Here is a 24,572-nt window from a genome sequence, read left to right as displayed (position 1 = left end):
GGCGGGTGGCCGATCCTGACACCCGCCACCATGCCCCCGAACCGAAAGGACTTCACCATGCCCAAGGTGCTGGTGAGCGACAAACTCAGCCCGCGCGCGGTTGATATCTTCAAGGGGCGCGGCATCGAGGTGGACGTCAAGACCGGGTTGAAGCCCGAGGAGCTGATCGCCATCATCGGCGACTACGATGGCTTGGCCATCCGCTCGGCGACCAAGGTCACCCAGGAGGTGCTCGACGCCGCCACCAACCTGAAGGTGGTCGGCCGCGCCGGCATCGGTGTCGACAACGTCGACATTCCCGCCGCCACGCAGAAGGGCGTGGTGGTCATGAACACGCCCTACGGCAATGCCATCACCACCGCCGAGCACGCCATCGCCATGATGTTCGCGCTGGCCCGCCAGATTCCGCAGGCCAACGCGTCGACCCACGCCGGCAAGTGGGAAAAGAGCAAGTTCATGGGCGCCGAGCTGACCGGCAAGACCCTGGGCCTTATCGGCTGCGGCAACATCGGCTCCATCGTCGCCGAGCGGGCCGTCGGCCTGCGCATGAAGGTGATCGCCTACGACCCGTTCCTGTCGCCGGAACGCGCCGTCGACCTGGGTGTCGAGAAGGTCGAACTGGACGACCTGATCCGCCGCGCCGACATCATCAGCCTGCATACCCCGCTGACCGACAAGACCCGCAACATCCTCAGCGCCGAGGCCATCGGCCGCATGAAACCCGGGGTGCGCATCATCAACTGCGCGCGCGGCGGCCTGATCGACGAGGCGGCGCTGAAGGACGCGCTTGACAGCGGCCACGTCGCGGGCGCGGCGCTGGACGTGTTCGAGACCGAGCCGGCCAAGGAGCATCCCCTGTTCGGCCACGAGAACGTGGTCTGCACGCCGCACCTGGGCGCCTCGACCAGCGAAGCGCAGGAAAACGTGGCCCTGCAGGTGGCCGAGCAGATCAGCGACTACCTGCTGACCGGCGCCGTCACCAACGCGCTCAACATGCCGGCGGTCACGGCCGAGGAGGCGCCGCGCCTGCGCCCCTACATGAAACTGTGCACGCAACTGGGCGGCTTCGCCGGTCAGATCACCGAAAGCGGCCTGAAGTCCGTGCGCATCGAGTACCAGGGCGACGTCGCCAGCCTGAACACCCGCCCTCTGACGTCGACGATGCTGCAGGGCCTGCTGTCGCCCCTGCTCGAATCCGTCAACATGGTCAGTGCGCCGGTCATCGCCCGCGAGCGCGGCATCGAGGTCAAGGTCACCAAGAGCGAAAGCTGCCGCGACTACCACAGCCTGATCCGGCTGGAGGTCACCACCGAGCGCCAGACCCGCAGCGTCGAGGGCACCCTGTTCGGCGATTCCCTGCCGCGCATCGTGCGCATCAACGACATCGCCGTCGAGGCGGAGTTGGGGCCGGACATGCTGTACCTGGTCAACGAGGACAAGCCCGGCTTCATCGGTAGCCTGGGCACCGCCATCGGCGACGCCGGCGTCAACATCGCCTCGTTCCACCTGGGCCGGACGGACGCCGGGGGCCAGGCCATCTGCCTGGTGCAGGTGGACGGCCCGGTGCCCGCCGAGGGCCTGGAGGCGGTGCGCGCCCTGCCGCACGTGGTGCAGGCCAAGCCGCTGCGGTTTTAGGCCCCCGTTTGGAAGGCATGAACCTAAGGGGAAATCCTGAAGCCCACCGAATGCGTTCTCGTTTGGCAGTTAACGACTTCGCAGGGTTTTGGGGTTTCCTTAGCTTTAGTTCTTATAGGGGTTTATTCTCTTTCATTGATAAGGCGACAAATAATCTTTTAAGGCAGACGACATTTCAAGATCATGGTACAGCGAACGTGGGAAAAAATCGCGCATAATATCTTCTGCCGCTATTCCGGCTGAAGAAGCGAAATATAATGAATTATTTCTAAGAGAAATCATATTTCTTATGCAAAAGTTGCGAACAGAATCAAGATCTTTAATGCGCTCGCATGTTCTTGTATAATTTATCGCAAAAGTTGTCGTTGCGTCAAGAGATCTTTCAATTTTATCGTACAGCTTACTGGTCATATTTCTTACGGTTTCAGGCACCATAGTTTTTCCTGTTACAACGGCATAGAAGCAATAAACATCCTCCTTCTCCATTCTTCCTGACTCATTGAATGCATCTCCCACAATTCTCTGAGTAATAAGAACAGAATCATGTGCTCCTACTATATATTTTTCGCCACTGTCTGTATTGGTAATTCTCTCGTATCCCTGGCCTTCGGGGGCGCTTCGCATCCCAACGTAAAACTTATGGTCATTAGCGCGCCCTTGTTCAGAGAACTGCACAACACTCAAAGTGAATCCGGAGATCTGAACAGAAATTGGGAAATTACCTAAATTGTGGATCTCAAATACAACGGACCTTGGGTTCTCAACAAACCGCATACTGCCATCTTTGACATCGATTGAAGGCATCAGTAGATTCGCCATATCTAGAATATACTTATCTCTTTGAATATCATAAAAAGAAAGGCCGCCAACAACGGCCATTATCGCCATCGTAACGGTTCCAATGGCGACAAAAATACTACTAGATTTTCCGTTTCTAAAGGAAAAAGCAATTATCGCTATGCCAAAAAAAATAAGTGACACCAAAACAAAATTGTACAACATCACAAAACCTCCGTTTGACAAGCTATGGATAATGCTTGCATTCTCAATACGCGTTGTCAACCCTATATTGATGCCGCCCAAGGCGATGGTTGTTTTGCGGGAAGGAACGTTGCTTACCGCCAAGTATCATCAGCCGCCTTGTACCTTTCTCGCAGTTTCAGCAATCCGTCACCCGAGCGTCATCAGGGTGGAACGGATTGCCCCCTATTGGACCTCCTCGTTCTCAAATTGGGAGGGTCCTCATGCGGTCTTATGCTTCCCTGCTCGGTGGCGTGGCCACCGCCACCCTGTGCCTCGGTTGTGCCGCGCCGGCCGTCGCCCAGAGCGACGCCCAGGAGTTCTCGGCGACGGTGGAAGGCCACACCGTCATCCCGGCCTACAGCTTCGTGGTACGGCGGGCCGGCGACCCCGTCCCGTTTAGCCTGCCTGGCGGGTCAAACAGGACACGTCAACGGCTCAATGCGGCGCTGGCGGGCAACGTGAAGCAGACCGTGGCACCGTTGCCGAGGGTGCTTTCGATCCAGATGCGCCCGCCGTGCCGTTCCACGATCCGCTTGCAGATGGCCAGGCCGATCCCCGTGCCCTCGTACTGATCGCGGCTGTGCAGCCGCTGGAAGATCTCGAAGACCCGGTCGTGGTACTGCGGCTCCACGCCGATGCCGTTGTCGGCGACCCGGAACGTCGCGGTGCCTTTCTCGACAGTGGCGGAGATCGCCACCTCGGGCACGCGGTCGGGCCGGCGATACTTCAGGCTGTTGCCGACGAGGTTCTGGAACACCTGCGTCAGGTGCTGTTGGTTGGCGAGCACCGACGGCAGCCCGGCGTAGGTGATGAGGGCGCCGGTTTCCTTGATGGCGGCCCCCAGGTTGTCCAGCGCGTCCTCAAGAGCGTCTTCCGACTCCGCGTCACCGGTCGGCCGAGACGCCGCGTCGATCCGGGTAAAGGTGAGGAGGTCCGTCAGGAGGGCGTCCATGCGTTTCGCGCCCTCGAAGATGAAGCCCATGTACTCCCTGGTCTCGGCTGTCAGGGCGGCGCCGAGTCTGCGCTCGAGCAGTTGGATGTAGCTCGCCACCATGCGCAACGGTTCGCGGAGATCGTGCGAGGCCACGTAGGCGAACTTCTGCAGGTCGTCCAAGGAATGACGCAATGCCTGTTCTGTTTCCCTCTGGTCCCGGGTGAAGACGGCGGCCGAGAACAGGGCCAAAAAAACGATGGAAATGGTGGCGACGAGCGAAAACAGCGCAATGAACTGCCACATCACTGCCACGCGCTGCGTGATGTCCTCGCCGGTCCGCGTGAGGATGTCTTCGAACACATCACCGATGACGTTGAGGTCGGTCAGGCTGTCCTCAAGGCGCACGATCAGCCAGAGTTGGTCGATCGGAATGCCGGGGGTGGCCTCCGGCTTCGCCGCGCCCCGGACCACCTCGGAATAGCTCAGCGCCGACAGCGTCCGGCCCGCGTCGCTGGCGACGATGTCCTCGAACAACGCGTCACCTTCGAGAAGTTTCGCTTTCGTGGCCAGCCAGGCTTGGTAGAGCCGATCCGTCCGCTCGGCCAGATCCTCGCCGAGAACCCAATTCTGGTCGCCCGATCGCAGATCGCCGAGAACCCTGTCAAACGCGTCGAGCTGCCGCACCCACGCGTCGTGCGTGATTTCGGGGTCGTGAATGGAAAAATGGCGCCGGGTCGCCGAGTCCAGTTTGTACCAGGTCGAAATCGCGCGCTGGGAATTGTCCTGCACATCCTCGATGGTCAAAACGGAAAAGGTGGCCAGGGCGACGGTCAGCACCACCAGAAGGAATGGCGCGACCACCGAAAAGACGATGGCCCGGAAATACCTGACCCCGCTCCGATCGGTCAGCACGAGGTTTAACAGTTCTTTTGGTGTCATCATTGGACGAACCGCCCTCAGGGGACCGGTTCGGCCGCGAAGCGCGCGCGCTGCAGGTCCAGGTGAAGGCCCATCGCCGCCTGTTCTGCCGTCGCGTTGCCGACCATGATGCGCTGGATCCATCCGGACCCGACCATCATCATCTCGGGCAGGCGGGGGTGGGCCGGTGTGGTGCGGCCGAAGGCGTTCAGCCATCGGAGCAGTCGCGGGTAGTAGTCGCTCCTTTCGACGTTGTGCCAGATGCTCTTGACGGGCGGCGCCCCGCCGGCGCGGGCGTAGATCGCCGCGCCCTCGCCCAGGGTCGCCCAGGTCAGGAAGCGCGCCGCCGCCCTCTTGTGCGCCGAGGCGCGATTGATGGCCAGATTGATGGTGTGCATGTAGTTGGCCCGCGTCACCGTCCCGTCGGCGGTCCGGACCCCGGGCGGCGGCGCGATCTCGAACCTGTCGTGGACCTTAGGGGACCGCTCCTCATCCATCAGGACCGGGTAGAAGGCGTTCCACTGGATGGCCATGGCGACCTCGCCGCGCTGGATCGTGGCAGCCACTTGCGGGTATTCGGCGAACGCCGATTCCGGTGGCAGAACCCCATCGCGGGCCAGGGTTTCGAACGTGCGCAGGCTTTCTTGCAGGCGCGCCCGGTCGTCCCGGGTCATGGGCGCAAACACATCGACCCCGGCAGACCAGATGTTTTGCAGCGCCGCGCAGAAGGTCCACACCTCATACTTCCCCTGCATGATGGTCCCGTAGCGGGTCGGCGAGTCAGGGTTGAGGGCGCGGGTGAACTGCTTGGCGAGGGCTTCGTAGTCGGCCCAGGTGTCCGGCGGATCGGCGATCAGGTCCTTCCGGTAGTACAGCAGAAACTGGCTCATGTCGGTCGGGATCATGTAGGTCCGGCCGTCCGGGTGGCGCACCGCGTCCAGGGCGATCGGCAGCAGGGAGTCCAGGGACAAGCGGCTCCCGTCGGGCGCCGTCATGACCTCGCGCTCGGCAAGGTAGCCGTCGAGCGGTTCCAGGTAGCGATCGATCCGCCCCAGATGCAGCGAGAACGGGTGCACGATGTCCGGCGTATCGCGGCCGGAGATCAGACCGATTTCCAGCTTGTCGAAGTATCCGACCCGGTTGAGCGCCGTGGTTTCCACCTCGATGCCCGTTGTGTCGGCGTAATGCGTGTTCCAATAACGCGCGGTCGGAACCATGGCCGCCGACTCCGGCCCCTCGAACATCTGCACCGTGATTCGGACCCGGCCACCGTCCTCATCGCCGCCCCCCTCGGCGACGGTCATGCCGACAACAACAAGGAGTGCAAGCACGCACAACGACACGATCGTGCCGGCCACGAACACCCGTTTCTGATCGCCGCGCGGCCTTCCAAATCGCATGTTAATCCTTTTACCGGACCTTTCCCGAGTGCCGCACTGACTTGACTCTGATGATAACGGATCGGGCTCCATTCCAGAACCCGGAACCGCAGTCTGGCCCGCCGCGATTTGATCTTAAATGGTTACGAGGCCGCGCGCATTTTCTGGCGCGTTTTTGACGTCCGTAACGTCTGCGCCAGCCACTCCCCACCTGGCCGGTGACGCTATGCGGCCGCCCTGGTGTCGACGTACCGGCCCAGGCGCACCGCCGTCATGCCCTTGTGCAGGCGCCGTGAGGGCATGACCAGCACGCAGTCGTCGAACGGGGTGACGACGGGCTCATCGCCGTCGTGGGCGATCACGGTGCCGGCGCGCGCCAGCACCTCCAGGCCGACGAAAGGCTGCGCGAAGCGGAACGCGTCGGTCCGGATGGTCACCGCCTCGGTCACCTCGATGGCCCGTTGCGGCGGCGGCGGGTCGGTGGGCAGGCGCGCCCGCGCGACGGCGGGGTCGATGGTGCCGGTGGCCAGCAGGAACCGCATCAGCACCTCTCGGGCCACGGCGGCGCTGGCGCGCTCCCAGTGTTGGCCGCATTCCACCAGCAGCGCGGCGCGTCTGGATCCGGGATCACCAAACGCGCCGTAGTCCCGCATCCGCGTGCCGGCCGCGTGTCCGGCATCCCGAACGATCAGCGCCGGGGTGCCGACGGCCTCGGCCAGCGCCTGACCCTTGTCGAGCGGACCGGCCAGCGCCAGCGGCGGGTTGGGGTGGTGCATCGAATGGAGGTCCAGCAGCAGGTCGACCGTATCCACCAGGGGCCGGAGGGAGCGCGCGCGGGCCAGTTCCACGCTCTGGCGGGGGCCGTCCAGCACCTCGGGCGACCACACGCGGTTGAAATCCTCGTCGACGTACCGGGACGCGCTCGGGTCGGCGGGGTCGAAGCGGCCGAACGCCGACACGTTGACGAAGGCCAGCGTCAGGCGCCCGCGAACGGGGCGGATCCGCTCGCGAAACAACCAGTCCAGGGCCAGGGCGCCGCACAATTCATTGCCGTGCACCAGGGCCGAGACCATGACATGGGGGCCGGGCTGGCCGGACTCGAACGACGTGGCATACGGGATGCCCGTGTTGCCTTCGCGGTACGGCGAGATGTCGGGGGGACTCAACTCGACGGGGTAGTCCAGGGTCGTCACAGCGGCACACATCAAAACAGAATCGGCCAAACGCCGGCGTCACGGCGCCGGGTCGGACGCCACCAGGGCAAGGTGGGGGCGAAAGGTATCCAGAACCCGCGCGTAGAGGTCGCGCTTGAACGGGACGATCAGATCGATCACGCGCTCGGGCGGCACCCATCTCCAGGCGGAGAACTCGGGGTGGGCGGTGTCCAGCCGCACGTCCTCGTCGCGCCCCAGAAACCGCATCAGGAACCACTTCTGTTCCTGGCCCCGGTAGCGGCCGCCCCACAGGTGTCCCCGCAGGTCTTCCGGCAGGTCGTAGCGCAACCATGTCGGCGACTCGGCGACCACGGCGGTCAGGCGCGGCGGGATGCCCGTTTCCTCCTCCAGTTCGCGCAAGGCGGTCTGAAGCGGATCCTCGCCCGCGTCAATGCCGCCTTGGGGCATCTGCCAGGCGTCGCTCTTGAAATCGATCCGCTGCGCGACAAAGACGAGTCCGTCCGGATTCATCAGCATGATGCCGACGCCGCGCCGGTACCCCTGTGTGGCGGTCGCCGACTCACCCATGGCGTGCCGCGCCGTCCTGGGTGGCGACCGCGTTCGGGGTCTCGCGCTCAGCCGAGCCCAGGTCGGAGCGGGCCTCGGGGTCCGGCAGGGCCGTACCGCCGCCCGCTCCGCCGCCCCGGGTCACCAGGGCGGAGACCGGCGCCAGCGCGATCCCCTGCGCCGCCAGGCTTTCCGCCCACGCCCGCACGCGGGCGAACGCCAGCGGCGAGGCGCCCGTCACGCCGATCGCCGAGCCGCGCGCCTGCGCCACGCGGCGTAGGTAGTCGAGCCGGGCGTCGATGCTTTCGGCGAAACCGCGCTGGTCGATCACCACGTCCACGGCGCGCAGCGGCGGCAGGACGCGCCGGTTGGCGGCCAGGGCGCGGGCGCCGCCCTGGTGCAGGTACAGCAGGCCGGCCTTGCGCAGGGTGCTCAGCACGGGTTCCATCGGCTCGGGCGCGTTGGCGAACTTGCCCGGGGTCGCGGCCAGGACGCCGACGTAGCCCTGGCCCCGGGGCAGCAGGCGTTGCAGCCGGTCGAGCGTCTCGTGCGGCGGCAGCAGAGTGATCATGCCAAGCGGCCCCGGATCCTGGGCGGGGAAGGCGGCGCCTTCCATGGGCAGGTCAAGCATCACCTCGTGCCCCGCCTCGCGTGCCGCCTGCATCTTTTCCGTAAGGTTGCGCGCGTAGGGGGAGAAGGACAGCGTGACCGCCGGCGGCAGGCGGGTCATGGCCGCCTCAAGGGGATCCTCCATCATGCCCAGGCCATGAACGACGATGGCCACGCGCGGCTGGTTGTCCGCAGCCCGGTCACGGCCGGCGTAGGCCTGCCACGGCGGCGTGCCATCCGGGCCGACCGTGGGCAGGGGGCCATAGGGGCCGGGTTCCAGCAGGTCGTCGTCCGGGGCGTCGGACAGCGGGCTGCCCCGTGTGCCCTCGGCCTTGGGGATGTCCTTGTAGCGCGGGACCGGTGGCGTTTGCGCCATGCGGTTCGGGACGTCAGGCTCGCTGAACGGGGCGACGCCCGCCGGTACCGGCAGCAGGCCGGGGATGTTGCGCAGGTCGATCTCCGGCGCGGCCATGTCCACGCGCGCCCGCACGCCCTCGGCCGGGATGCGGGGGGTATCGGCGGGCACGTCCGCGTCCGCCATGGATGGCGGTCCGGCCGCCGTATCCTCTGAGGCGGCGGCGTCGGCGCCAAGCTCGGTGGGGTCGGCGGTCGCGGCGGTGTCCACCGGTGCGTCCGCGCCGTCGCCCGGATCGGACGCGCCGTCGGCCACTGTCGCGGCGTCCTGCGGACCCTGGTCCGGTCCGCCTTCGGCGTCGGAGCCCGATTCGCCGTTGGCGCGGGCCATCTCGGTGGCGATGGTGCCCGGCTGCGCGGTCGTCTCGTCCTCCGCCGCGTCGCCTGTGGACAGCCAGGGTCGGCGGTCGGACGAACGATCGGTGGCGGCAGTCGGGTCGTCGACCACGGCGTCCGGCTCGGGTTCGGAGGCAACCTGCAACGGCGGCAACTCGGCGACGACGCGGTCCGGGGCGATCACTTCGGAAACGGGGCCGGCGCCGTGTGAGTTCGAGGCGGTCTCGGTCTCGCCCCCCATGATCCCGTCGAAGGCGCCACTGGCCCAGGCCCACCCCAGGCCGCCGACCACCACCAGCGCGGCGAGCCCGCCCAACAGGGCGCCCCGGTTCCCTTCGCCCTGGTTCAGCGGGCGGCCGTCGAGGTCGGACAGGCCCCGCAGGTCGTCCTCCGACCCCGGTCGACTGCCGAACAGGCGGGAGACGAGGCCGCTGGCGGAGTCCGACATATCGCTGGGCGGAAGGTCGCCCAGGCCCATGTCGTCATCGTCCGGCGCGCGGCGAGTGGACCGCGTCGCCCCGCGTTCCGCGGACGCGGCCATGTTGCCGGCGCGACGCCGTCCGGGCGTGTCCTCCGACTCCGCCTCTTCGAACGGATCGCCCAGCGGGTCGAACGGTCTGCGGGTCCCGCGTCCTCGGGACAAGCCGGGCAGTTTCAAGGCGGTCTGTCTCCTTCAGGCGCCCACCCCCCCCATGATAGAGGGGATCATAGCGGAAAAGACGCCATGAAGGAAAGCCGCGTCACGACTCCGGGTGTACTCAGGATGGGCGCATCGCGTCTGTTTCCGGCGCACGGCTCCGTCACTGCTGCAGGGCCATGCGCTCCCGGTACAGGGCCAGCCCGCGCAGCAGGTCCACGGCACGCGTGAGCTGATAATCCTCGCCGTTGCCGTTGTCCCCCGCGTCGTTGTCATTGGCGGCGTCTGGCGTGTCGCCCTCCTCGTCGACGTCGAGCGCGTTGCGCAGGTCGGCCTCGCTGCGACGGTGCGGCGCGTTCACCACCTCGACGCGGGCCACCGGGATGGTGATGTCCGGTTCGATGCCCTTGGCCTGGATCGAACGGCCCGACGGCGTGTAGTAGCGCGCCGTGGTGATGCGCATGGCGCCGTTGCCGGGCAGCGGCACGATGGTCTGCACGGACCCCTTGCCGAAGCTGCGGGTGCCGACCACCAGCGCGCGGCCGTGATCCTGCAGGGCGCCGGAGACGATCTCCGACGCCGAGGCGGACCCGCCGTTGATGATCACCACCATCGGTAGGCCGTCGGCCAGATCGCCCGAGCGCGCGTTGAAGCGCATGGTGTCGTCCAGGTGACGCGAGCGGGTGGAGACGATCTCACCCTTGTCCAGGAAGGCATCGGCGACGGCCACCCCCTGGTCCAGCAGGCCGCCCGGGTTGTTTCGCAGGTCCAGCACGAAGCCCTTGAGATCGTCGCCCAACTCCTCCTGCAAGGCGGCGATGGAGTCGCGCAGGCCGCTGTCTGTCTGCTCGGTGAACGACGTGATGCGCAGATAGCCGACGTCGCCGCCCTCGACCCGGTGGCGCACCGACTTGATGGTGATGACGTCGCGGGTGATGGTCACCTTGAACGGCTCGCCCGTCTCGCGGCGCACGGTGAGCTCAATGTCGGTGCCGGCCCGGCCGCGCATGTGGTCCACCGCCTCGTTCAGCGTCAGGCCGGTCACCGGTTTACCGTCCAGGTGCGTGATGACGTCGCCCGGCTCCAGGCCGGCCCGCGCGGCCGGCGTGTCATCGATGGGCGAGACGACCTTGACCAGGCCGTTTTCCATCGTGACCTCGATGCCGAGCCCCCCGAACTCCCCCTTGGTCTGCACCTGCATGTCGCGGAAGTGATCTTTGTTCAGGTAGCTGGAGTGCGGGTCGAGCGAGGTCAACATGCCGTTGATAGCCGCTTCCATCAGCTCGCGGTCTTCGACCTCTTCCACGTAGTCGGTCTTGACCCGCTCGAACACGTTGGCGAACAGCTCCATCAGCCGGTACGTCTCGTCGTCCCGCGCGGCGGCGTGAGGCACGACATACACCGTTCCGATGGCCGCCACGGCGACGGCGCCGGCCACGACGAGTGCGAGGATCGCGAGAGTTTTGCGCATCATCCCTTTCCAGTGTCCGAGCCCGCCGCCAGCCAGGGCAGGGGGTTGATGGGCCGGCCGTCCCGGCGCAGTTCGATGTACAGGGTGGGATCGTCGCCGCCCATGACACCGACCGGCTCGCCGGCGCGAAGGTTCTGCCCGACGTGGGCGTCCAGGCGACTCAGTCCGGCGAGAAGCGAATGATATCCGTCGGTGTGTTCAATGATCAAGAGAAGGCCGTACCCTCGGAACGGACCGGAGAAGGCGACCGTTCCATCGAAGGGCGCCACCACTTGCGCGCCGTCGCGGGTTCTGACCGTCACCCCCTTGCTGGTGCCGCCGACATCGTCAGGTTCACCGTAGCGGGCAACGACGCGGCCGCGCGCCGGCATCGGCATGGCGCCGCGCCCCGAGGCGAACGCGCGGGGCGGCGCCGGTTCGGGCTCGGGCAGCGGCGCGGGCGCCGCCGCCTGGACAAGGGGCGCCTCCGGTGGCGCGGAGGGCGCCTCCGCCGGCGCGGCCGGGTCGGACTCGGCCGCCGCCTCGGCAATCTGGCGCTGACGCTCCGACTCCAGCGCCTGGGCGCGGTCCTCCCAGCCCCGCCGCAGCGCGTCCAGGCTGTCGCGGCGGAACCGGGCGGCCTCCAGGCGTTCCACCAGATCGCGCAGGTCGGCCGCCTCCTGCCCCAGCCGGGCGACGCGTCGCGCGGCCTCGCGCTCGCGTTCCAACGTGTCGCGCTGCAACGCGGCCTTCTGGTCGAACAGGGCCTCCAGGCGGGCGTGGGCCACCTTCAGGGCCGCCGTTTCCTCGGCGATCTCGGCGCGCTGGGCGGTGATGGCGGTGTCGAGCCCGCGCAGGGAATCGAGATCGCGCGACAGCACACGCGCGCGCTCCTCGATGTGGGGGATGGCGGCGCGCAGCAGGATGGCGCCGCGCACCGTGTCGGCGGGGGGCGCCGGCTGCACCAGAAGGGCCTCGGTCGGGCGCCAAGCCAGGCGTTGAATGGCGGTCAGCACGCGGGCGATCTGGTCGTCCCGCAGCGACAGGGTCGAGATGATCCGGTCCCGTTCCGCGTGCAGGGCCTCAAGCCGGTCTTCCAGCGCCGACAGGTTCTCTTCGGCGTCCTGGACGGCCTCGGCGCTGTCGATCACCTGGGCGCGCACGCGCCGCAGGTCCTCCGCCAGCGCCTCCCGCTTGGCGGCGAGGTCCTCGCGCGCCGCCTTTTCGGCGGCCAGGCGCTCCTCCACCGTGCGCAGCGCGTCCTGCGGGTCCGCGTCCTCGGCAAGCGCCGGCGCGCTCAGCGCCAGCGCCGCCAGTCCGATCAGCGCGGCGACCGGGCGCCACACGCGCTCACGCCCCGGCGCCCGCGCGCGCGGCATGGCGCGTCTCCTCACCCTCACCCGACAGCATCGGCTGGCCGGTCATCTCGGCCGGCTGCGGCAGGCCCATCAGCGCCAGCAGCGTCGGCGCCACGTCCGCCAGCCGGCCCTCGTGCAGCGTCATACCGGGCGGGCCGTTGACCAGGATGGCATCCACCTTGCCGACCGTGTGCGCCGTGTGCGGCTGCCCGGTCTCCGGGTCGCGCATCATCTCCATGTTGCCGTGGTCTGCGGTCACCAGCAGGACGCCGCCGGCCCGGACCACCGCCTCCTCCAGGCGGGCGAGGCAGCCGTCCACGGCCTCGGCGGCCTTGATGGCGGCCTCCAGAATGCCGCTGTGACCGACCATGTCGCCGTTGGCGTAGTTCAGGATCACAAGGTCGAACTGGCCGCTGTCGATGGCCTCGACCAGACGGTCGGTGACCTCCGGGGCGCTCATCTCCGGCTGCAGGTCGTAGGTGGCGACCTTGGGGCTGGGCACCAGGATGCGCTCCTCGCCGGGGAACTGGGTCTCCTCGCCCCCGTTGAAGAAGAACGTGACGTGCGCGTATTTCTCGGTCTCGGCGATGCGCAGTTGCGTCAGGCCGGCATTGGCGACGACCTCGCCGAGGATCCCGGTCAGCGTCTCCGGTGGGAACAGGGTCTCCATCCAGGCATTGTGGGCCTTGGAGTACTCGGCCATGCCCAGGGCACTGGAGAAACGCACCATCCGCCGGCGGGCGAAGCCCTCGAACGCGGGATCAAGCAGGGCGGCCAGGATCTCGCGCGCCCGGTCCGCCCGGAAATTGGCCATCAGGATGCCGTCGCCGTCGGCCATGCCGGCGTAGCCGCCGATCGCCATGGGATTGATGAACTCGTCCGTCTCGCCCCGGTCATAGGCCATCTGGATGCCGGCGAGCGGGTCGTCGGCCGAGGCCACGCCATCGCCGTCAACGATGGCGTTATAGGCGCGTTCCACCCGGTCCCACCGCTTGTCGCGGTCCATGGCGTAGTAGCGGCCCGAGACCACGCCGACCCGGCAGTCGGGTACATCGGCCACGTCGGCCAGGAACCGCTGCAGGTAGCCCTTGCCGGCCGAGGGGGGCGTGTCGCGGCCGTCCATCAGCGCGTGCACCACCACCGGCACGCCGCCGTCGCTGACCGCCTTGGCCAGGGCCACCATGTGGTCCTGGTGCGAATGCACGCCGCCGGGCGACATCAGGCCCATCAGGTGGCAGGTGCCGCCGCTGTCCTTCAAGGCGTCAATGAACCGGGTCAGCCCCGGGTTGGTCGCCAGCGAACCATCCCGCACCGCGCCGTCGATGCGCGGCAGGTCCTGCACCACGACACGGCCGGCACCCAGGTTCATGTGGCCGACCTCGGAATTGCCCATCTGCCCGTGCGGCAGGCCGACATCGCCGCCGCTGGTCTCGATCAGCGTGTGCGGGTTGTCGCGCAGCAGGCGGTCCCAGGTGGGCGTGTTGGCCTTCGCGATGGCGTTGTCGGTGGTCTCTTCGCGGTGGCCCCATCCGTCCAGGATGCACAGGACGACGGGGCGGGGACGCTGTGGCGTGTCGGTCATGGCGGTCTCGGGGCTCCGACTGTGGGGTGCGGCTCATGCTCGGCCCGCGCGGCCCCCGACCGTGGCGGATCCGGCCGGCACCGCGAACCGTACCACCGGCGCGGCGCACCGTCACACCCGGAAAAAGGGGCCAGGGCGGCGATCGTTTGGCCTTGATGTAGGGCGAGCGGGGGCGATCGTCACCCCCTGGCACCGGCTGTCGCCTGACGCGTGCCAAAAACCGCGCGGTTGCCAATGCGCCCAACTCTGGTGTAGCTAACACGGTGGGGTAGCATGTGGGGCAGGCGGGCGTAGACGGTGGGACCGTCTATCTATCAGACGATGGGACCGTCTATCAGAAGGTGATCGCGGCTGCCAGAAAGGGAGAGCGCCATGGCCACATCTCGTCGTCCCTATACGGCGGAGTTGCGCCGCACGTCCGCCGGCGGGCCCTGGCAACCGCACCAGGCCCCGGCAGGGGTCCCGGCTGGAAACACTGATACGGCCACGATCCTGGCGGCGATAGATGGCTTGGCGAAGCGCCTCGGTACCCTCGAGTCGAATATCGAGGCGTCCGGGCCGGACGTCCGCACCAAAGGGAATGGCGCCAAGGAGCCGCCACCTCCCGAGTGGCGCAAGATCGACGAGGCGCGCCTGCTGCGCACCGAACTCATCGCCCTGGCCCACAGCATCGACGAGACCAAGATCGAGCTCGCCAAACTTCGCGACCAGCGTGAGGACGGGGATCGCCTGACCGTGATGGCGACCGAGCTGGACGCCATCGTTGACGCTACCGAAACCGCGACCAATGGTATCCTGGATATCGCGGAAAAGATGTCCGGGCAGATCGCCGAAGTCCAGGCCCACCTGAAGGACACCTACGTCCGGGGCGTGGTCGACGAAATGCAGGAGACGCTGCTCGGCGTGTTCGAGCACTGCAACTTCCAGGACCTGACGGGCCAGCGTATCACCAAGGTCGTCAACACCATGAAGTTCATCGAGGAGCGCATTGAGCGCATGATGGACATCTGGGGTCGGGACGGCTTCGTGGTGCCGGAGGAGGACACCGCGGCCGCCGCCAGCCAGGAGGAGCGGGACCGGCAACTGCTCAATGGTCCGCAGACCGGCGCCAAGGGAATCTCGCAGGACGAGATCGACGCGCTGTTCGACTGACCCACGTCCGGGGAACCACATCTGGGGTCGCCGCTGGGTGCCATGGTTGGCGACGGCGCTGCCGTCGGGGGTCGGGCATGGCCGGTTTCTGGCCCCAATTGCCCCATATCTGGTGGCGTCACAATCCATTCATACAAAAGAAGGGTGACACGAGGCCGCCGCCGTCGTATCGTTTTCGTGGGCTTTGGGTCAGGAGACGCACTACATGGAGCGTTTGACGGCTTGGATCGACGACGTGTCGCCGCCTCGGCTCCCATCATCGACCGCTCATCCCACCCCTGCCGCATGGCCCCGCGCCGCCGGGTGTGGTCCCGGCCCCCGTCCCGCCCGTCGGACCCTGTCATCCGCCACGCCTCCGAGTCCCTCGGGGGCGTTTTTCGTGTCGGGCCAGGCTGATCGCCGGGTACCTCCCATGAACGCCCTCTATTCCGAAAGGACGTGACCGTCATGGCCAAACGCTCCGCCAAGTCCGCCGCCGCCCGTCCGCCGCAGGAGACGCAGAGCACCGCGCCCGTGCCGCTGCACCCGCTGGGGGTCGGCTGGGATCCCATCGACGGGCGCCGCGACCAGAGCTACAAGCGCAACATCCGGCCGCAGAACGAGAACCAGCGCCGCCTGCTGGAGGCCATGGAGGACCACCCGCTGACCGTGGCCATCGGCCCGGCGGGCACCGGCAAGACCTACCTGGCCATTGCCACCGCCGTGCGCCAGCTGGAGGAAGGCCGCATCGACCGCATCGTGTTGTCGCGGCCGGCCGTCGAGGCCGGCGAGAACCTGGGCTACCTGCCCGGCACCATGGAAGAGAAACTGCTGCCGTACCTGCGCCCGCTGTACGACGCGCTGTCCGACCGCACCGGCGGCAAGCGGCTGAAGGCGCTGATCGCCGACGGCACCATCGAGATCGCGCCCATCGCCTACATGCGCGGGCGCACGCTGAACAACTGCTTCGTGGTCATCGACGAGGCGCAGAACTGCACCTATGGTCAGATCAAGATGCTGCTGACGCGGCTGGGCTGGCATTCGCGCATGGTTATCACGGGCGATCCGGACCAGACCGACCTGCTGCCGGGCGTCTCCGGCCTGTCCGACATCGCAAACCGCCTGGAGGCGTTGGAGGACATCGCCGTCGTGCGCCTGACCGACCGCGACGTGGTGCGCCACCCGCTGGTGTCGTGCATGTTGGCGGTGTTGTGATTTGGTGTTGCCATAGGCGTCTTGATCGGCAACGCTTTCGCTTCCGGTTCGATCTGCACAAACGATTCGTTAGAATCGTGTCGATCGTAGACGGAAGATGGGCACGGTACATCTCCTACGGTAGCGCGGCTTCGCTGCAATCTTTATGTTAGCCGCAAGTGGCAAAAGCGGCTATTGGAAAAGTTTGGGCCTGCCAAAGAGGAGGGATTAAATGAACTTATTTACAACGTTTACGTTTGGCCGGTTAATTAAGACCTTTATTCCCGGTGTCATATGGGCTGTGGTCGCAGTCTTTGTGTATGACATCTATGCTATTATCTTCGGCTACGCCAGGGTTTACGAATTTTTTTCTGAGCAGGGTGCCGCCTTGTTGATATTTTATGGCATTGTCTTTGCGATAGCCCTTGGTTTATTTTCGAATACGCTGGTTTTTGCAATCGTTTTGAATCGATTTGTGAGGGATCCGGTTAGACAACCTGCCAAGAATGCGAAGAAGGCCCCAGAGTATGAAAAACTCGAAAGGCTTAGAGAGCAATTGCATGAAGTTGTAAAGAGAAAGTATTGGGAGAAAATGTCGTGCAGCCAACTACAAGATTGCAGTCGCCTGGACGGAAAGGATGGAGGCAATTGCACAAATCCAAATTGCGAGGGGCGCGACGGCATAAATGGTGATCTTAGGGAGGCCTTTTTTATGGCGACAGACCCTGAATACCTTATGTTGGATCGCTTCGATGCCTCGAAAATAATGTTTGTTCAAGAGCAATATTGGTATTATATGGAATTGCATATTAATGTCGCTTTATCTATTGTTTTTCTTTTGTTTTTTCATTTTGTATGGTTTATTGTAACTTCCGGAGGGGCAGACGCTTTGCCATTGTTGTTTCCCTATGGGCTGGGCGTCGGTATTGTTATCTTCTTCGTTAGCATGGCCAGAAAAAATTACGTACGCCACACGGGAAAAATGATAAGCTTAATGTGTAGCTATTTTTCTGAAGGTTCTTTGAATTCTAAAAATGGCGTTCCGGGTGGCGGTCAAACAACCAGCAACTGAGGTGTATCGTGCTCTCGACCTACTTTTTCGATCTCGATGGAACTCTCTGCGACTCTCGACCCGGATTAGCTCTATCTTTTGAGGCAGCATTTGCCGAGCTTGGAATGTATCCCGGCAATTTGTCGAGGTTCCTTGGAGTATCTCTCCCGGAGGCCTTTAGAACCCTAGATCCGTCTATTGATGACCATGGGATCGGAAGGGGTATAAAGGCCTTTCGCGCGGCATATGAACAAGAGGGCATTCGGCTGACTCCGGAATACCCTGGCATTAGGGACCTCTTGGAATGCCTGACCTCTCGGGGCGCCACAGCATGGATTGTAACGTCAAAGCCACAGAAGTATGCGTCGAAAGTCGTCGAGAACTCTCAGGTCCTCAGTAAGTATATTGCAGGCGTTGTTGGGACAGGTCTAAAGGAGGAAGAGCATAAAACGGAACTGCTACAAATCGCCATTCGGAGATCCCGCGCGAATGTCAATAGAAGCATTATGGTGGGAGACCGCTGCTATGACGTTGTGGGGGCCATAAACAATGAAATGCGGCCAGTGGGAGCCTTGTGGGGCTACGGTACGAAAAAGGAACTGAAGCAAGCCGGGTGCCACGATTTCTGTCACGATCCATACGAGCTCAGGGACGCGTTTGTCGTGCCGAATGGAGTATTAGAGCCGATAGCGGCCGTATGCTAGGCGCATCGAGTTGAGGTTGCATCGGAACGTGCTGTCGTTGGTTGTTTGACGTCACTCGGAACCGGCTGGACGCCCCCCCCCCTTGCCATCCGACCCCCCGCCGGCCGAATATCCGCACCCGCGTCGGGCGTATGGGTGCGCCCGGCAAGCCAAGGGGAGGGGCCGGTGCCAATCCACGAGATGACCGACGAGGAACGCTACCTCGCGCAGCCGCGTCACGGCCAGCTGGTGCTGACGACGCTCGGCTGGGCGCTCGGTGGGTTGGCGACGGCGTGGCTGCTGACCATTCCCTCGGGCTGGCAACAGCCGGCGCTGGCCCTGTTCACGGACACCTTCGGCACGCCCGAGGCGGCGGGCGGGGCCATGCCCCGGGCGACGATCAACTTCCAGGGTGTGGTCGTGTTCGGCATGGTCGGCCTGCTGGTCGGCTTTCTGTCGTCGTTCCTGACCGACCTGCTGTACGGAATTCCCAAGATTCACCTGCGCCTGGGAGCGGTGCTGCTGGTGCTGCTGTGGATGGCCGCCCTGGGCGCCTATGCCCTGGTCGGGTTTCCGTTCGCCGCCCCGGTGGTCGGCGGCCTGATGGGGTGGATGCGCGCCGCCCGCTTTTCGGCCACCGCGCGCGGCGTGCAGGCCGGGGTGTGGGCGGTGGTCACGGCCATCGGCTGCGCCGCCCTGGGCGTCATCATGATCCTGCGCCCGGACCTGGGCACGGTCGTCCGCTTCGGATAGGCGCGCCCCGCCCCTTGTGTCCGGGGCCGGGCCGCTCCATAAACCCCGCATGACCGAGACTATCGAGCACATCGGCATCATCGGCGCCGGCGCCTGGGGCACGGCCCTGGCGGCCACCGCCTGCCGGGCCGGCCGGCGCGTCCGCCTGTGGGCGCGCGAGCCGGAGGTGGCCGAGTCGATCACCCGCGCCCACGCCAATCCGGATTTCCTGCCCGGTGTCACCCTGCCCGAGGATCTGGAGGCGACCACCGACGCCGCCGCCGTGGTCGCGGCGGCCGAGGCCGTCTTGCTGGTGACGCCGGCGCAGGTGCTGCGCGGGGTCTGCGAAAGCCTGGCCGAGTCCTGGCCCGCCGGCCTGCCGGCGGTCATCTGCGCCAAGGGGCTGGAGATCGAGACCGGGGCAGCCCTGGGTCAGGCGGTTGCCGAGGCGCTGCCCGGCAGGCCGCTGGCCGTGCTCTCCGGCCCGACCTTCGCCGCCGAGGTGGCGCGCGGCCTGCCCACCGCCGTGACCCTCGCGTGCGCCGACCGGGCGCTGGGCGAGGCCCTGGTGCTGGCCCTGGGCACACCGACGTTCCGCCCCTACTGGAGCGACGACGTCATCGGTGTGCAGATCGGCGGCGCCGTCAAGAACGTGCTGGCCATCGCCTGCGGCATCGTCGAGGGCCGGGGCCTGGGGGACAACGCCCGTGCCGCCCTGATCACGCGGGGGTTGGCCGAGTTGTCCCGCCTCGCCGCGGCCATGGGGGGCCGCCCGGACACCTTGATGGGGCTGTCCGGCCTGGGCGATCTCATGCTCACCGCCACCTCGATGCAGTCGCGCAACTACTCGCTGGGCGTGGCGCTGGGCCAGGGCCGGGCGCTGGCGGACGTACTCGGCGAACGGCGCTCGGTGGCCGAGGGTGTACACACGGCCCGCGCGGTCGTGGGCATGGGCCAACAAAAAGGTGTTGATCTGCCGATCTGTGGCGCGGTCGAGGCCGTACTGAGTGGGCGGGCCGATCTCGACGCGGCCATCGCCGGCCTGTTGTCTCGCCCTTTCCGGGCCGAACCCGATGGGCGGGTCACCGCACAGGGGGTGGTTGCGAAGCCGGGGGGCTGATAAAACATACCATACGGCTCGTTGTTCACCGGCCCGTCGTTCACCGGCCCGTCGTTCACCGGAGAGAGTGCCTTATGTTGTTTGTCATCTATTGCCTCGACAAGCCCAACAGCCGGGATCTGCGGTTGCGGACGCGAAACGCGCACCTGGAGCACGCCAAGGCGCACAACGAGGCCATCCGACTGGGCGGGCCGCTCGTCACCGATGATGGCGAGGGCATGGTCGGCAGCCTGATTGTCGTTGACATGCCGGACAAGAGCGCGGTCGAGGCGTTCGTGCGGGACGACCCGTATTTCCAGGCCGGGCTGTTCGAGGCCGTGCTGATCCGCCCGTTCAAGCAGGTGCTGCCGACTCCTGCGGTCGCCTGAGTCCTGCCCTCGCGTGTCGGAGGCCACCGTATGCTGTGGATGATCAACTGCGTCGACGTGCCCAACAGCGCGCCCATTCGGGCCGCCCATCGCGACGCCCACCTGACCCATCTCGACGCCCACGCCGACCACCTGGTGATGGCCGGGCCGTTGCAGAACGATGCCCGCACCAGCAGCATCGGCAGCCTGCTGGTGGTCGAGTTCCCCGACCGCGACTCGGTGGTCGCCTTTGCCCAGGGCGACCCGTTCAACCGGGCGGGTGTGTTCGCGTCGGTGACGATCTGTCCGTTCCGGCGGACCCTGCCGCTTGACGCCTGACGGAGCGCGCGCCGTGGGCCACTGGTTGCTGAAGAGCGAGCCCGGCGCCTGGTCCTGGGACGATCAGGTCCGGGCCGGTGTCGAGCCGTGGGACGGGGTGCGCAACCACCAGGCCGCCAACAACCTTCGCGCCATGCGGTGCGGCGACACGGCGTTCTTCTATCACTCGGTCAACGAAAAGCGCATCGTCGGGATCGTGCGGGTGGTGCGGGAGTACTACCCGGACCCGAGCGACGCGTCGGGGCGCTTCGGCATGGTGGACGTCGAGGCGGTGCGGGCCGTGCCGGAGCCGGTCACCCTGGCGGCGATCAAGGCGGAGTCGCGCCTGGCCGACCTGCCCCTGATCCGTCAATCGCGCCTGTCCGTCATGCCCATCCCCGACGCGGCGTGGGTCCTTTTGTGCGAGATGGCCGGCTGCCCAGGCCAGGAATAGGCGGGCGCGGCGCCGCGCCTCAGGCCTTGGGGGGGGTGCCTTTTTTCCTGGTACCGCCGCTCTTCGTCCCCGTGGCCTTGCTCTTGCTGGCCGTCGATTTGCCGGAGCCCTTCCGGGCGGTCGAGCCCTTGGTGGCGGGGGCCTGTTTCGTCTCAGCCGGAGCCGTCGCGGGTGCTGCGGCCGACTCTTCGGGCTTGGTCCGGCCCTCGGGGGCCGCCGGCGCGGGCTTGGGCGTGGGGGCGGCGGTCGGAGCCGCGGCTGCGGCTGTTTCGCGTTTGGCCTCTGGTTTCGCCGCCGGTGTCGCTGGGGGAGGCTTGGGGGCTTCTGCGGGCGTGCCGGTGGTCGCCGGGGAGCCATCGCTCTGCTGTTTTTCCAGGCTTTCCCGCACCTCGCGCATCAAGGCGCGCTGCCGCAGGCCGCTCCACACCAGCAGACCGACGGCGAGAGTGGCTCCCAACTCCATCATGGCGACCCCCAAAAATAGCAACGAATGGATCAAATAGGCGTTTAGGATCAGGACGATCCGAGTGTCCGGCCGAACGCAACGACTCGGGCGCGGTGGACCATCATCCGCGCCGTTTTGCCGTATCCCCAGGTCGGGCATGGACGTGCGTCCGCGCCCTTGATCTTGCGATTGCGGGCGCGCCGTCAAGAGAAATCCTGGGGACTGGCAAGGTCGGGGCACCCGGGCAAGTGTCGCGGCCGGCGGCGCCCCGCCAGAGAAACGAAGAGCCCCCCCGGAGGCTATCCGGGGGGGCTCCCTCCAACGAGAGGCTGGGGGGCAGTCGGGGGGGGTGCCTCCCGTCGGATCCTGTCGCCCATTTTCCAGCGCAACGTCGCGGCTGTCATGCAAGCCGCATCGCCCCACTGGGGTATGGGAACGCGTCAATTTGTGTGGAAGAACGGCGGCCGCCCGAACCCGCCAAACACTTTGGAAACGCCCCCGATCTCCACAGCATGAAAGTATGGTACCCGGTGCGCGCGAAGAAAGGCAACAATTTTTTATTTACTAAATATTTAAGCGCAATCACAAATAATTGACGCAATGCCCGGCCATGGGTCGCGCGGAATGCAGGTGCTCTTTGAGACCACACCAGACCGCGCGCGAGGCAGGCAGGTCGAACGCCGGGTGACTGTACTCCAAACAGGGGTGGATGGATTCGCCGCAACGCACGGGATGCCGGGCGAACTGGATGCCGACCTATTAAAACCTTCAGGGGCGGTTCGTCGTCAAGGGGTCTTTTTTGGGGGCGCCGAGACTCCCGGGCGATCGCCAGCTTAAGCGGACGGCCGGCGCGCGGCACGAGCGCGCCGCCGGGGCCTCGGTGGCCGTTCGCCCGCACACCCGCACCGCGTCCGTGTCCGGGCGCGGTTCGTCCATGCGTTGCGACCACGCACGAAAACGGCGGACGACGCCGGGTCGCCCACCGGATCACCCCCATCGGTCGCGGTGTGTCTGGACCGCCGGGATCGGCGCCCTAGAACCCCTCGCGTTCGAGTCGCTTCCGCTCCAGCTTGCGGGCGCGCCGGACAGCCTCGGCCTTCTCGCGCGCCTTGCGCTCCGACGGCTTCTCGAAATTGCGGCGCAGCTTCATTTCGCGGAAAACACCCTCGCGCTGCATCTTCTTTTTCAGCGCCTTGAGGGCCTGATCGACATTGTTGTCGCGCACCAGAACCTGAACCAGGGCTCTTCTCCTTCGCTTGTGGACGGCGGCCCCGCCAGGGCGCCGCTTGTGTACGGCGGCCCCGACGGGACGCCCCTTGACTGCCTCGGCCTCCGTGCAGAGGCCCAAAACCAAAATACCCAACCCCCCAGTCGACCCCTTGGGACCGACGGGTGCGGAAGGGTTTCAGACCACGAACAAATCCGTTTGCGCCAACGTGAGGACACGCCAGCGAAGGATTCGGACGCTATCATGCCGCCACCGCTTTGTGAAGGGGCCACGCGACCCCTTCATCCTGCCCCGCGCCGCCCCCATGTGCACCGTATGGCCATTCTGAAGATCGCCCGCATGGGCCACCCCGTCCTCGCCACGCCGGCGCGCCCGGTGGACGACCCGACCGCCCCCGAGGTGCGCCGGCTGCTCGACGACATGGTCGAGACCCTGCGCGACGCCGGCGGCGTCGGGCTGGCCGCGCCGCAGGTGCACGTGCCCTGGCGCGTCATCCTCTACGCGGTGCCGGCGGCCCGCAATGCTGGCGTCGCCATCCCGCTGCGGATTCTCTTCAACCCCGAACTGGAGCCCGTGGACGACGCCATGGTCGAGGCGCGCGAGGCCTGCCTGTCGCTGCCCGGCCTGAGCGGGAGTGTTCCCCGCTATCGCCACGTGCGCTGGCGTGGGGTGAGCGCGGACGGCCAGGCAATCGAGGGCGAGGCGACGGACTTCCATGCCCGCGTTCTGCAGCACGAATGCGATCACCTGGACGGCGTTCTGTATCCCATGCGGATGCGCGACCTGCGGACGTTCGGATTCGTGGACGCCCAGGGCGCGGAGGTCGCGGCGGCCCCGGTCGATTGACTCATCCGCGACCGCCTGCAATGCGTACACACATGAGACCCACACGTGACAACCGGGGGCACCCGCCTCCTTCAGCATCAAGGAGACGCGCCATGACCGACACGCACACCGACCAGATCCACGACGCGGCCGCGCCGGAAGACACGGGCACGCATGACACCATGACCGCCATCCGTGATGCCATCGTCGAACGGGCCTTGATCCACGTGGCCTTTGACGGGTGGAGCCATCGCACCCTGCGCGCGGCGGCCAAGGATGCCGGATTCGACGCCGGCCAGGCCGATCGCGCCTTTGCCGGCGGCCCCCGGGACGCCGTCGTGCACTGGTGCGAGCTGGCCGACCGGCGCATGGAGCAGGCCCTGCATGAGGCCGACACCGAGGGCCTGCGCCTGCACGAGCGGATCGGGTTGGCGATCCGCCTGCGCCTGCAGCAGTGGGAGATGGACCGGGAGGCGGTCCGCCGCGCCGTCGGCGTCCTGTCGCTGCCGATGAACGGTCCGCTGATGCTGCGCGCCGCCTATCGCACGGTCGACACCATCTGGTGGGCCGTGGGCGACACGTCGACCGACTTCAACTTCTATACCAAGCGGATGCAACTGGCCGGCATCTACATGACCACCCTGTTGTACTGGCTGGACGACTCGTCGGAGGGCTCGGCCGAGACCTGGGCGTTCCTGGAGCGGCGTCTCGACGCCATGGTGCGTCTGCGCAAGGCGCGGTCGCGGGTCGAGGCGCGCCTGTCGCGCATCCCGAACCCGGTGTCGGCGGCGCGCGAAATGGGCGACCGGATGCGCGACATGGCCGGGCGGTCCCCGTTCCGGGGGGGCCGCCGCTCGGCCTCCTGACCGGGCGGACGGGCGGCTTATTGCCGGCCCCCTCCCCAACCCTCCCCGTAAACGGGGAGGGAGCTCGTAGGGTGCGTCTGACCGCCGCGAACGCGGCGGGCGACGCACCGCCTCGCGGCCGTCGCGGCCACCTGGTGCGTCGTCGGCGGCGTCGCCGCCTCCAGACGCACCCTACGACGGCT

23 protein-coding genes are annotated in these 24,572 nt (G+C 66.4%); 12 read left to right on the top strand and 11 right to left on the bottom strand.

Annotation, left to right across the window (positions count from 1 at the left end):
• Positions 1-57: 57 nt before the first annotated feature.
• Positions 58-1,635: a phosphoglycerate dehydrogenase gene (serA, locus tag Q0309_RS17555; protein WP_299444397.1), complete on the top strand. Its 1,578-nt coding sequence runs from the start codon at positions 58-60 to the stop codon at positions 1,633-1,635.
• A gap of 132 nt (positions 1,636-1,767) precedes the next feature.
• Here serA and Q0309_RS17550 read toward each other — a convergent pair whose 3' ends face one another.
• From Q0309_RS17550 to gpmI, 9 genes are all read right to left on the bottom strand, one after another.
• Entirely contained in the window at positions 1,768-2,760 is a 993-nt protein-coding gene (locus tag Q0309_RS17550; RefSeq protein ID WP_299444394.1) for a hypothetical protein, read from the bottom strand.
• A 325-nt stretch (positions 2,761-3,085) separates the two neighbouring features.
• Positions 3,086-4,534, bottom strand: a complete 1,449-nt coding sequence (locus Q0309_RS17545; RefSeq protein WP_299444391.1) for an ATP-binding protein — start codon at positions 4,532-4,534, stop codon at positions 3,086-3,088.
• Between the two features lie 14 nt (positions 4,535-4,548).
• Positions 4,549-5,910: an ABC transporter substrate-binding protein gene (locus tag Q0309_RS17540; protein ID WP_299444388.1), complete on the bottom strand. Its 1,362-nt coding sequence runs from the start codon at positions 5,908-5,910 to the stop codon at positions 4,549-4,551.
• A gap of 203 nt (positions 5,911-6,113) precedes the next feature.
• Positions 6,114-7,094 (bottom strand): M14 family metallopeptidase, encoded by a 981-nt coding sequence (locus tag Q0309_RS17535; RefSeq protein WP_299444385.1) that lies wholly within the window; start codon positions 7,092-7,094, stop codon positions 6,114-6,116.
• A 27-nt stretch (positions 7,095-7,121) separates the two neighbouring features.
• Complete coding sequence (locus Q0309_RS17530; RefSeq protein ID WP_299444382.1) at positions 7,122-7,631, bottom strand: RNA pyrophosphohydrolase; 510 nt, start codon at positions 7,629-7,631, stop codon at positions 7,122-7,124.
• Positions 7,624-9,627 carry a divergent polysaccharide deacetylase family protein gene (locus Q0309_RS17525; RefSeq protein ID WP_299444379.1) on the bottom strand — a complete coding sequence of 668 codons (2,004 nt, stop codon included), beginning with the start codon at positions 9,625-9,627 and terminating at the stop codon, positions 7,624-7,626. The genes Q0309_RS17530 and Q0309_RS17525 overlap by 8 nt, the downstream gene beginning before the upstream one ends.
• Before the next feature lie 142 nt (positions 9,628-9,769).
• Positions 9,770-11,080, bottom strand: coding sequence for a S41 family peptidase (locus tag Q0309_RS17520; RefSeq protein WP_299444376.1), 1,311 nt, complete (start codon positions 11,078-11,080; stop codon positions 9,770-9,772).
• Positions 11,077-12,435, bottom strand: a complete 1,359-nt coding sequence (locus tag Q0309_RS17515) for a peptidoglycan DD-metalloendopeptidase family protein (RefSeq protein WP_299444373.1) — start codon at positions 12,433-12,435, stop codon at positions 11,077-11,079. The genes Q0309_RS17520 and Q0309_RS17515 overlap by 4 nt, the downstream gene beginning before the upstream one ends.
• Positions 12,407-13,996 (bottom strand): 2,3-bisphosphoglycerate-independent phosphoglycerate mutase, encoded by a 1,590-nt coding sequence (gene gpmI, locus Q0309_RS17510; protein ID WP_299444371.1) that lies wholly within the window; start codon positions 13,994-13,996, stop codon positions 12,407-12,409. Before gpmI ends, Q0309_RS17515 begins: the two co-directional genes overlap by 29 nt.
• Positions 13,997-14,368: 372 nt before the next feature.
• Between gpmI and Q0309_RS17505 the strand changes: the two genes are divergently transcribed.
• The 9 genes from Q0309_RS17505 to Q0309_RS17465 all read left to right on the top strand — a co-directional run bounded on the left by Q0309_RS17505 (position 14,369) and on the right by Q0309_RS17465 (position 21,026).
• A complete protein-coding gene (locus Q0309_RS17505) occupies positions 14,369-15,148 on the top strand; it encodes a protein phosphatase CheZ (RefSeq protein WP_299444368.1) in 780 nt (259 codons plus the stop codon).
• Positions 15,149-15,595: 447 nt separating this feature from the next.
• Entirely contained in the window at positions 15,596-16,342 is a 747-nt protein-coding gene (locus tag Q0309_RS17500; protein ID WP_299444365.1) for a PhoH family protein, read from the top strand.
• A gap of 211 nt (positions 16,343-16,553) precedes the next feature.
• Positions 16,554-17,393 (top strand): hypothetical protein, encoded by an 840-nt coding sequence (locus tag Q0309_RS17495; RefSeq protein ID WP_299444362.1) that lies wholly within the window; start codon positions 16,554-16,556, stop codon positions 17,391-17,393.
• Positions 17,394-17,401: 8 nt separating this feature from the next.
• On the top strand, positions 17,402-18,076 hold the full coding sequence (locus tag Q0309_RS17490; RefSeq protein WP_299444360.1) for an HAD hydrolase-like protein: 675 nt from the start codon (positions 17,402-17,404) through the stop codon (positions 18,074-18,076).
• A gap of 165 nt (positions 18,077-18,241) precedes the next feature.
• On the top strand, positions 18,242-18,808 hold the full coding sequence (locus tag Q0309_RS17485) for a hypothetical protein (protein WP_299444357.1): 567 nt from the start codon (positions 18,242-18,244) through the stop codon (positions 18,806-18,808).
• Between the two features lie 49 nt (positions 18,809-18,857).
• Complete coding sequence (locus Q0309_RS17480) at positions 18,858-19,907, top strand: NAD(P)H-dependent glycerol-3-phosphate dehydrogenase (protein ID WP_299444354.1); 1,050 nt, start codon at positions 18,858-18,860, stop codon at positions 19,905-19,907.
• 74 nt (positions 19,908-19,981) lie between these two features.
• On the top strand, positions 19,982-20,275 hold the full coding sequence (locus Q0309_RS17475) for a YciI family protein (RefSeq protein ID WP_299444351.1): 294 nt from the start codon (positions 19,982-19,984) through the stop codon (positions 20,273-20,275).
• A gap of 30 nt (positions 20,276-20,305) precedes the next feature.
• Positions 20,306-20,593 carry a YciI family protein gene (locus tag Q0309_RS17470; RefSeq protein ID WP_299444348.1) on the top strand — a complete coding sequence of 96 codons (288 nt, stop codon included), beginning with the start codon at positions 20,306-20,308 and terminating at the stop codon, positions 20,591-20,593.
• Between the two features lie 13 nt (positions 20,594-20,606).
• The gene (locus Q0309_RS17465) at positions 20,607-21,026 is read left to right on the top strand and encodes an EVE domain-containing protein (RefSeq protein ID WP_299444345.1); all 420 of its coding nucleotides are present in this window, start codon (positions 20,607-20,609) and stop codon (positions 21,024-21,026) included.
• A 19-nt stretch (positions 21,027-21,045) separates the two neighbouring features.
• On the opposite strand, the gene Q0309_RS17460 is transcribed toward Q0309_RS17465, so the two are convergent.
• Both Q0309_RS17460 and rpsU read right to left on the bottom strand, forming a co-directional pair.
• Entirely contained in the window at positions 21,046-21,630 is a 585-nt protein-coding gene (locus Q0309_RS17460; RefSeq protein ID WP_299444342.1) for a hypothetical protein, read from the bottom strand.
• 874 nt (positions 21,631-22,504) lie between these two features.
• Positions 22,505-22,711, bottom strand: a complete 207-nt coding sequence (rpsU, locus tag Q0309_RS17455) for a 30S ribosomal protein S21 (RefSeq protein WP_092782067.1) — start codon at positions 22,709-22,711, stop codon at positions 22,505-22,507.
• A gap of 303 nt (positions 22,712-23,014) precedes the next feature.
• Between rpsU and def the strand changes: the two genes are divergently transcribed.
• Both def and Q0309_RS17445 read left to right on the top strand, forming a co-directional pair.
• Entirely contained in the window at positions 23,015-23,545 is a 531-nt protein-coding gene (gene def, locus Q0309_RS17450; protein WP_299444339.1) for a peptide deformylase, read from the top strand.
• Between the two features lie 92 nt (positions 23,546-23,637).
• Positions 23,638-24,390 carry a COQ9 family protein gene (locus tag Q0309_RS17445; RefSeq protein WP_299444336.1) on the top strand — a complete coding sequence of 251 codons (753 nt, stop codon included), beginning with the start codon at positions 23,638-23,640 and terminating at the stop codon, positions 24,388-24,390.
• The last annotated feature ends 182 nt before the right edge of the window (positions 24,391-24,572 follow it).

This window comes from uncultured Rhodospira sp., assembly GCF_937138205.1.
Classification (GTDB): Bacteria; Pseudomonadota; Alphaproteobacteria; order Rhodospirillales; family Rhodospirillaceae; genus Rhodospira.
This window is presented reverse-complemented; position numbering and strand designations above follow the sequence as displayed.

What these genes read in the sequence shown, in the direction of transcription:
- Q0309_RS17505 (WP_299444368.1), top strand. Translation starts at nt 14,369, where the DNA reads ATGGCCACATCTCGTCGTCCCTATACGGCGGAGTTGCGCCGCACGTCC.
- def (WP_299444339.1), top strand. Translation starts at nt 23,015, where the DNA reads ATGGCCATTCTGAAGATCGCCCGCATGGGCCACCCCGTCCTCGCCACG.
- serA (WP_299444397.1), top strand. Translation starts at nt 58, where the DNA reads ATGCCCAAGGTGCTGGTGAGCGACAAACTCAGCCCGCGCGCGGTTGAT.
- Q0309_RS17470 (WP_299444348.1), top strand. Translation starts at nt 20,306, where the DNA reads ATGCTGTGGATGATCAACTGCGTCGACGTGCCCAACAGCGCGCCCATT.
- Q0309_RS17540 (WP_299444388.1), bottom strand. Translation starts at nt 5,910, where the DNA reads ATGCGATTTGGAAGGCCGCGCGGCGATCAGAAACGGGTGTTCGTGGCC.
- Q0309_RS17520 (WP_299444376.1), bottom strand. Translation starts at nt 11,080, where the DNA reads ATGATGCGCAAAACTCTCGCGATCCTCGCACTCGTCGTGGCCGGCGCC.
- Q0309_RS17480 (WP_299444354.1), top strand. Translation starts at nt 18,858, where the DNA reads ATGACCGAGACTATCGAGCACATCGGCATCATCGGCGCCGGCGCCTGG.
- gpmI (WP_299444371.1), bottom strand. Translation starts at nt 13,996, where the DNA reads ATGACCGACACGCCACAGCGTCCCCGCCCCGTCGTCCTGTGCATCCTG.
- Q0309_RS17475 (WP_299444351.1), top strand. Translation starts at nt 19,982, where the DNA reads ATGTTGTTTGTCATCTATTGCCTCGACAAGCCCAACAGCCGGGATCTG.
- Q0309_RS17530 (WP_299444382.1), bottom strand. Translation starts at nt 7,631, where the DNA reads ATGGGTGAGTCGGCGACCGCCACACAGGGGTACCGGCGCGGCGTCGGC.
- Q0309_RS17500 (WP_299444365.1), top strand. Translation starts at nt 15,596, where the DNA reads ATGGCCAAACGCTCCGCCAAGTCCGCCGCCGCCCGTCCGCCGCAGGAG.
- Q0309_RS17445 (WP_299444336.1), top strand. Translation starts at nt 23,638, where the DNA reads ATGACCGACACGCACACCGACCAGATCCACGACGCGGCCGCGCCGGAA.
- Q0309_RS17535 (WP_299444385.1), bottom strand. Translation starts at nt 7,094, where the DNA reads ATGTGTGCCGCTGTGACGACCCTGGACTACCCCGTCGAGTTGAGTCCC.
- Q0309_RS17495 (WP_299444362.1), top strand. Translation starts at nt 16,554, where the DNA reads ATGAACTTATTTACAACGTTTACGTTTGGCCGGTTAATTAAGACCTTT.
- Q0309_RS17545 (WP_299444391.1), bottom strand. Translation starts at nt 4,534, where the DNA reads ATGATGACACCAAAAGAACTGTTAAACCTCGTGCTGACCGATCGGAGC.
- Q0309_RS17515 (WP_299444373.1), bottom strand. Translation starts at nt 12,435, where the DNA reads ATGCCGCGCGCGCGGGCGCCGGGGCGTGAGCGCGTGTGGCGCCCGGTC.
- Q0309_RS17460 (WP_299444342.1), bottom strand. Translation starts at nt 21,630, where the DNA reads ATGCCCGACCTGGGGATACGGCAAAACGGCGCGGATGATGGTCCACCG.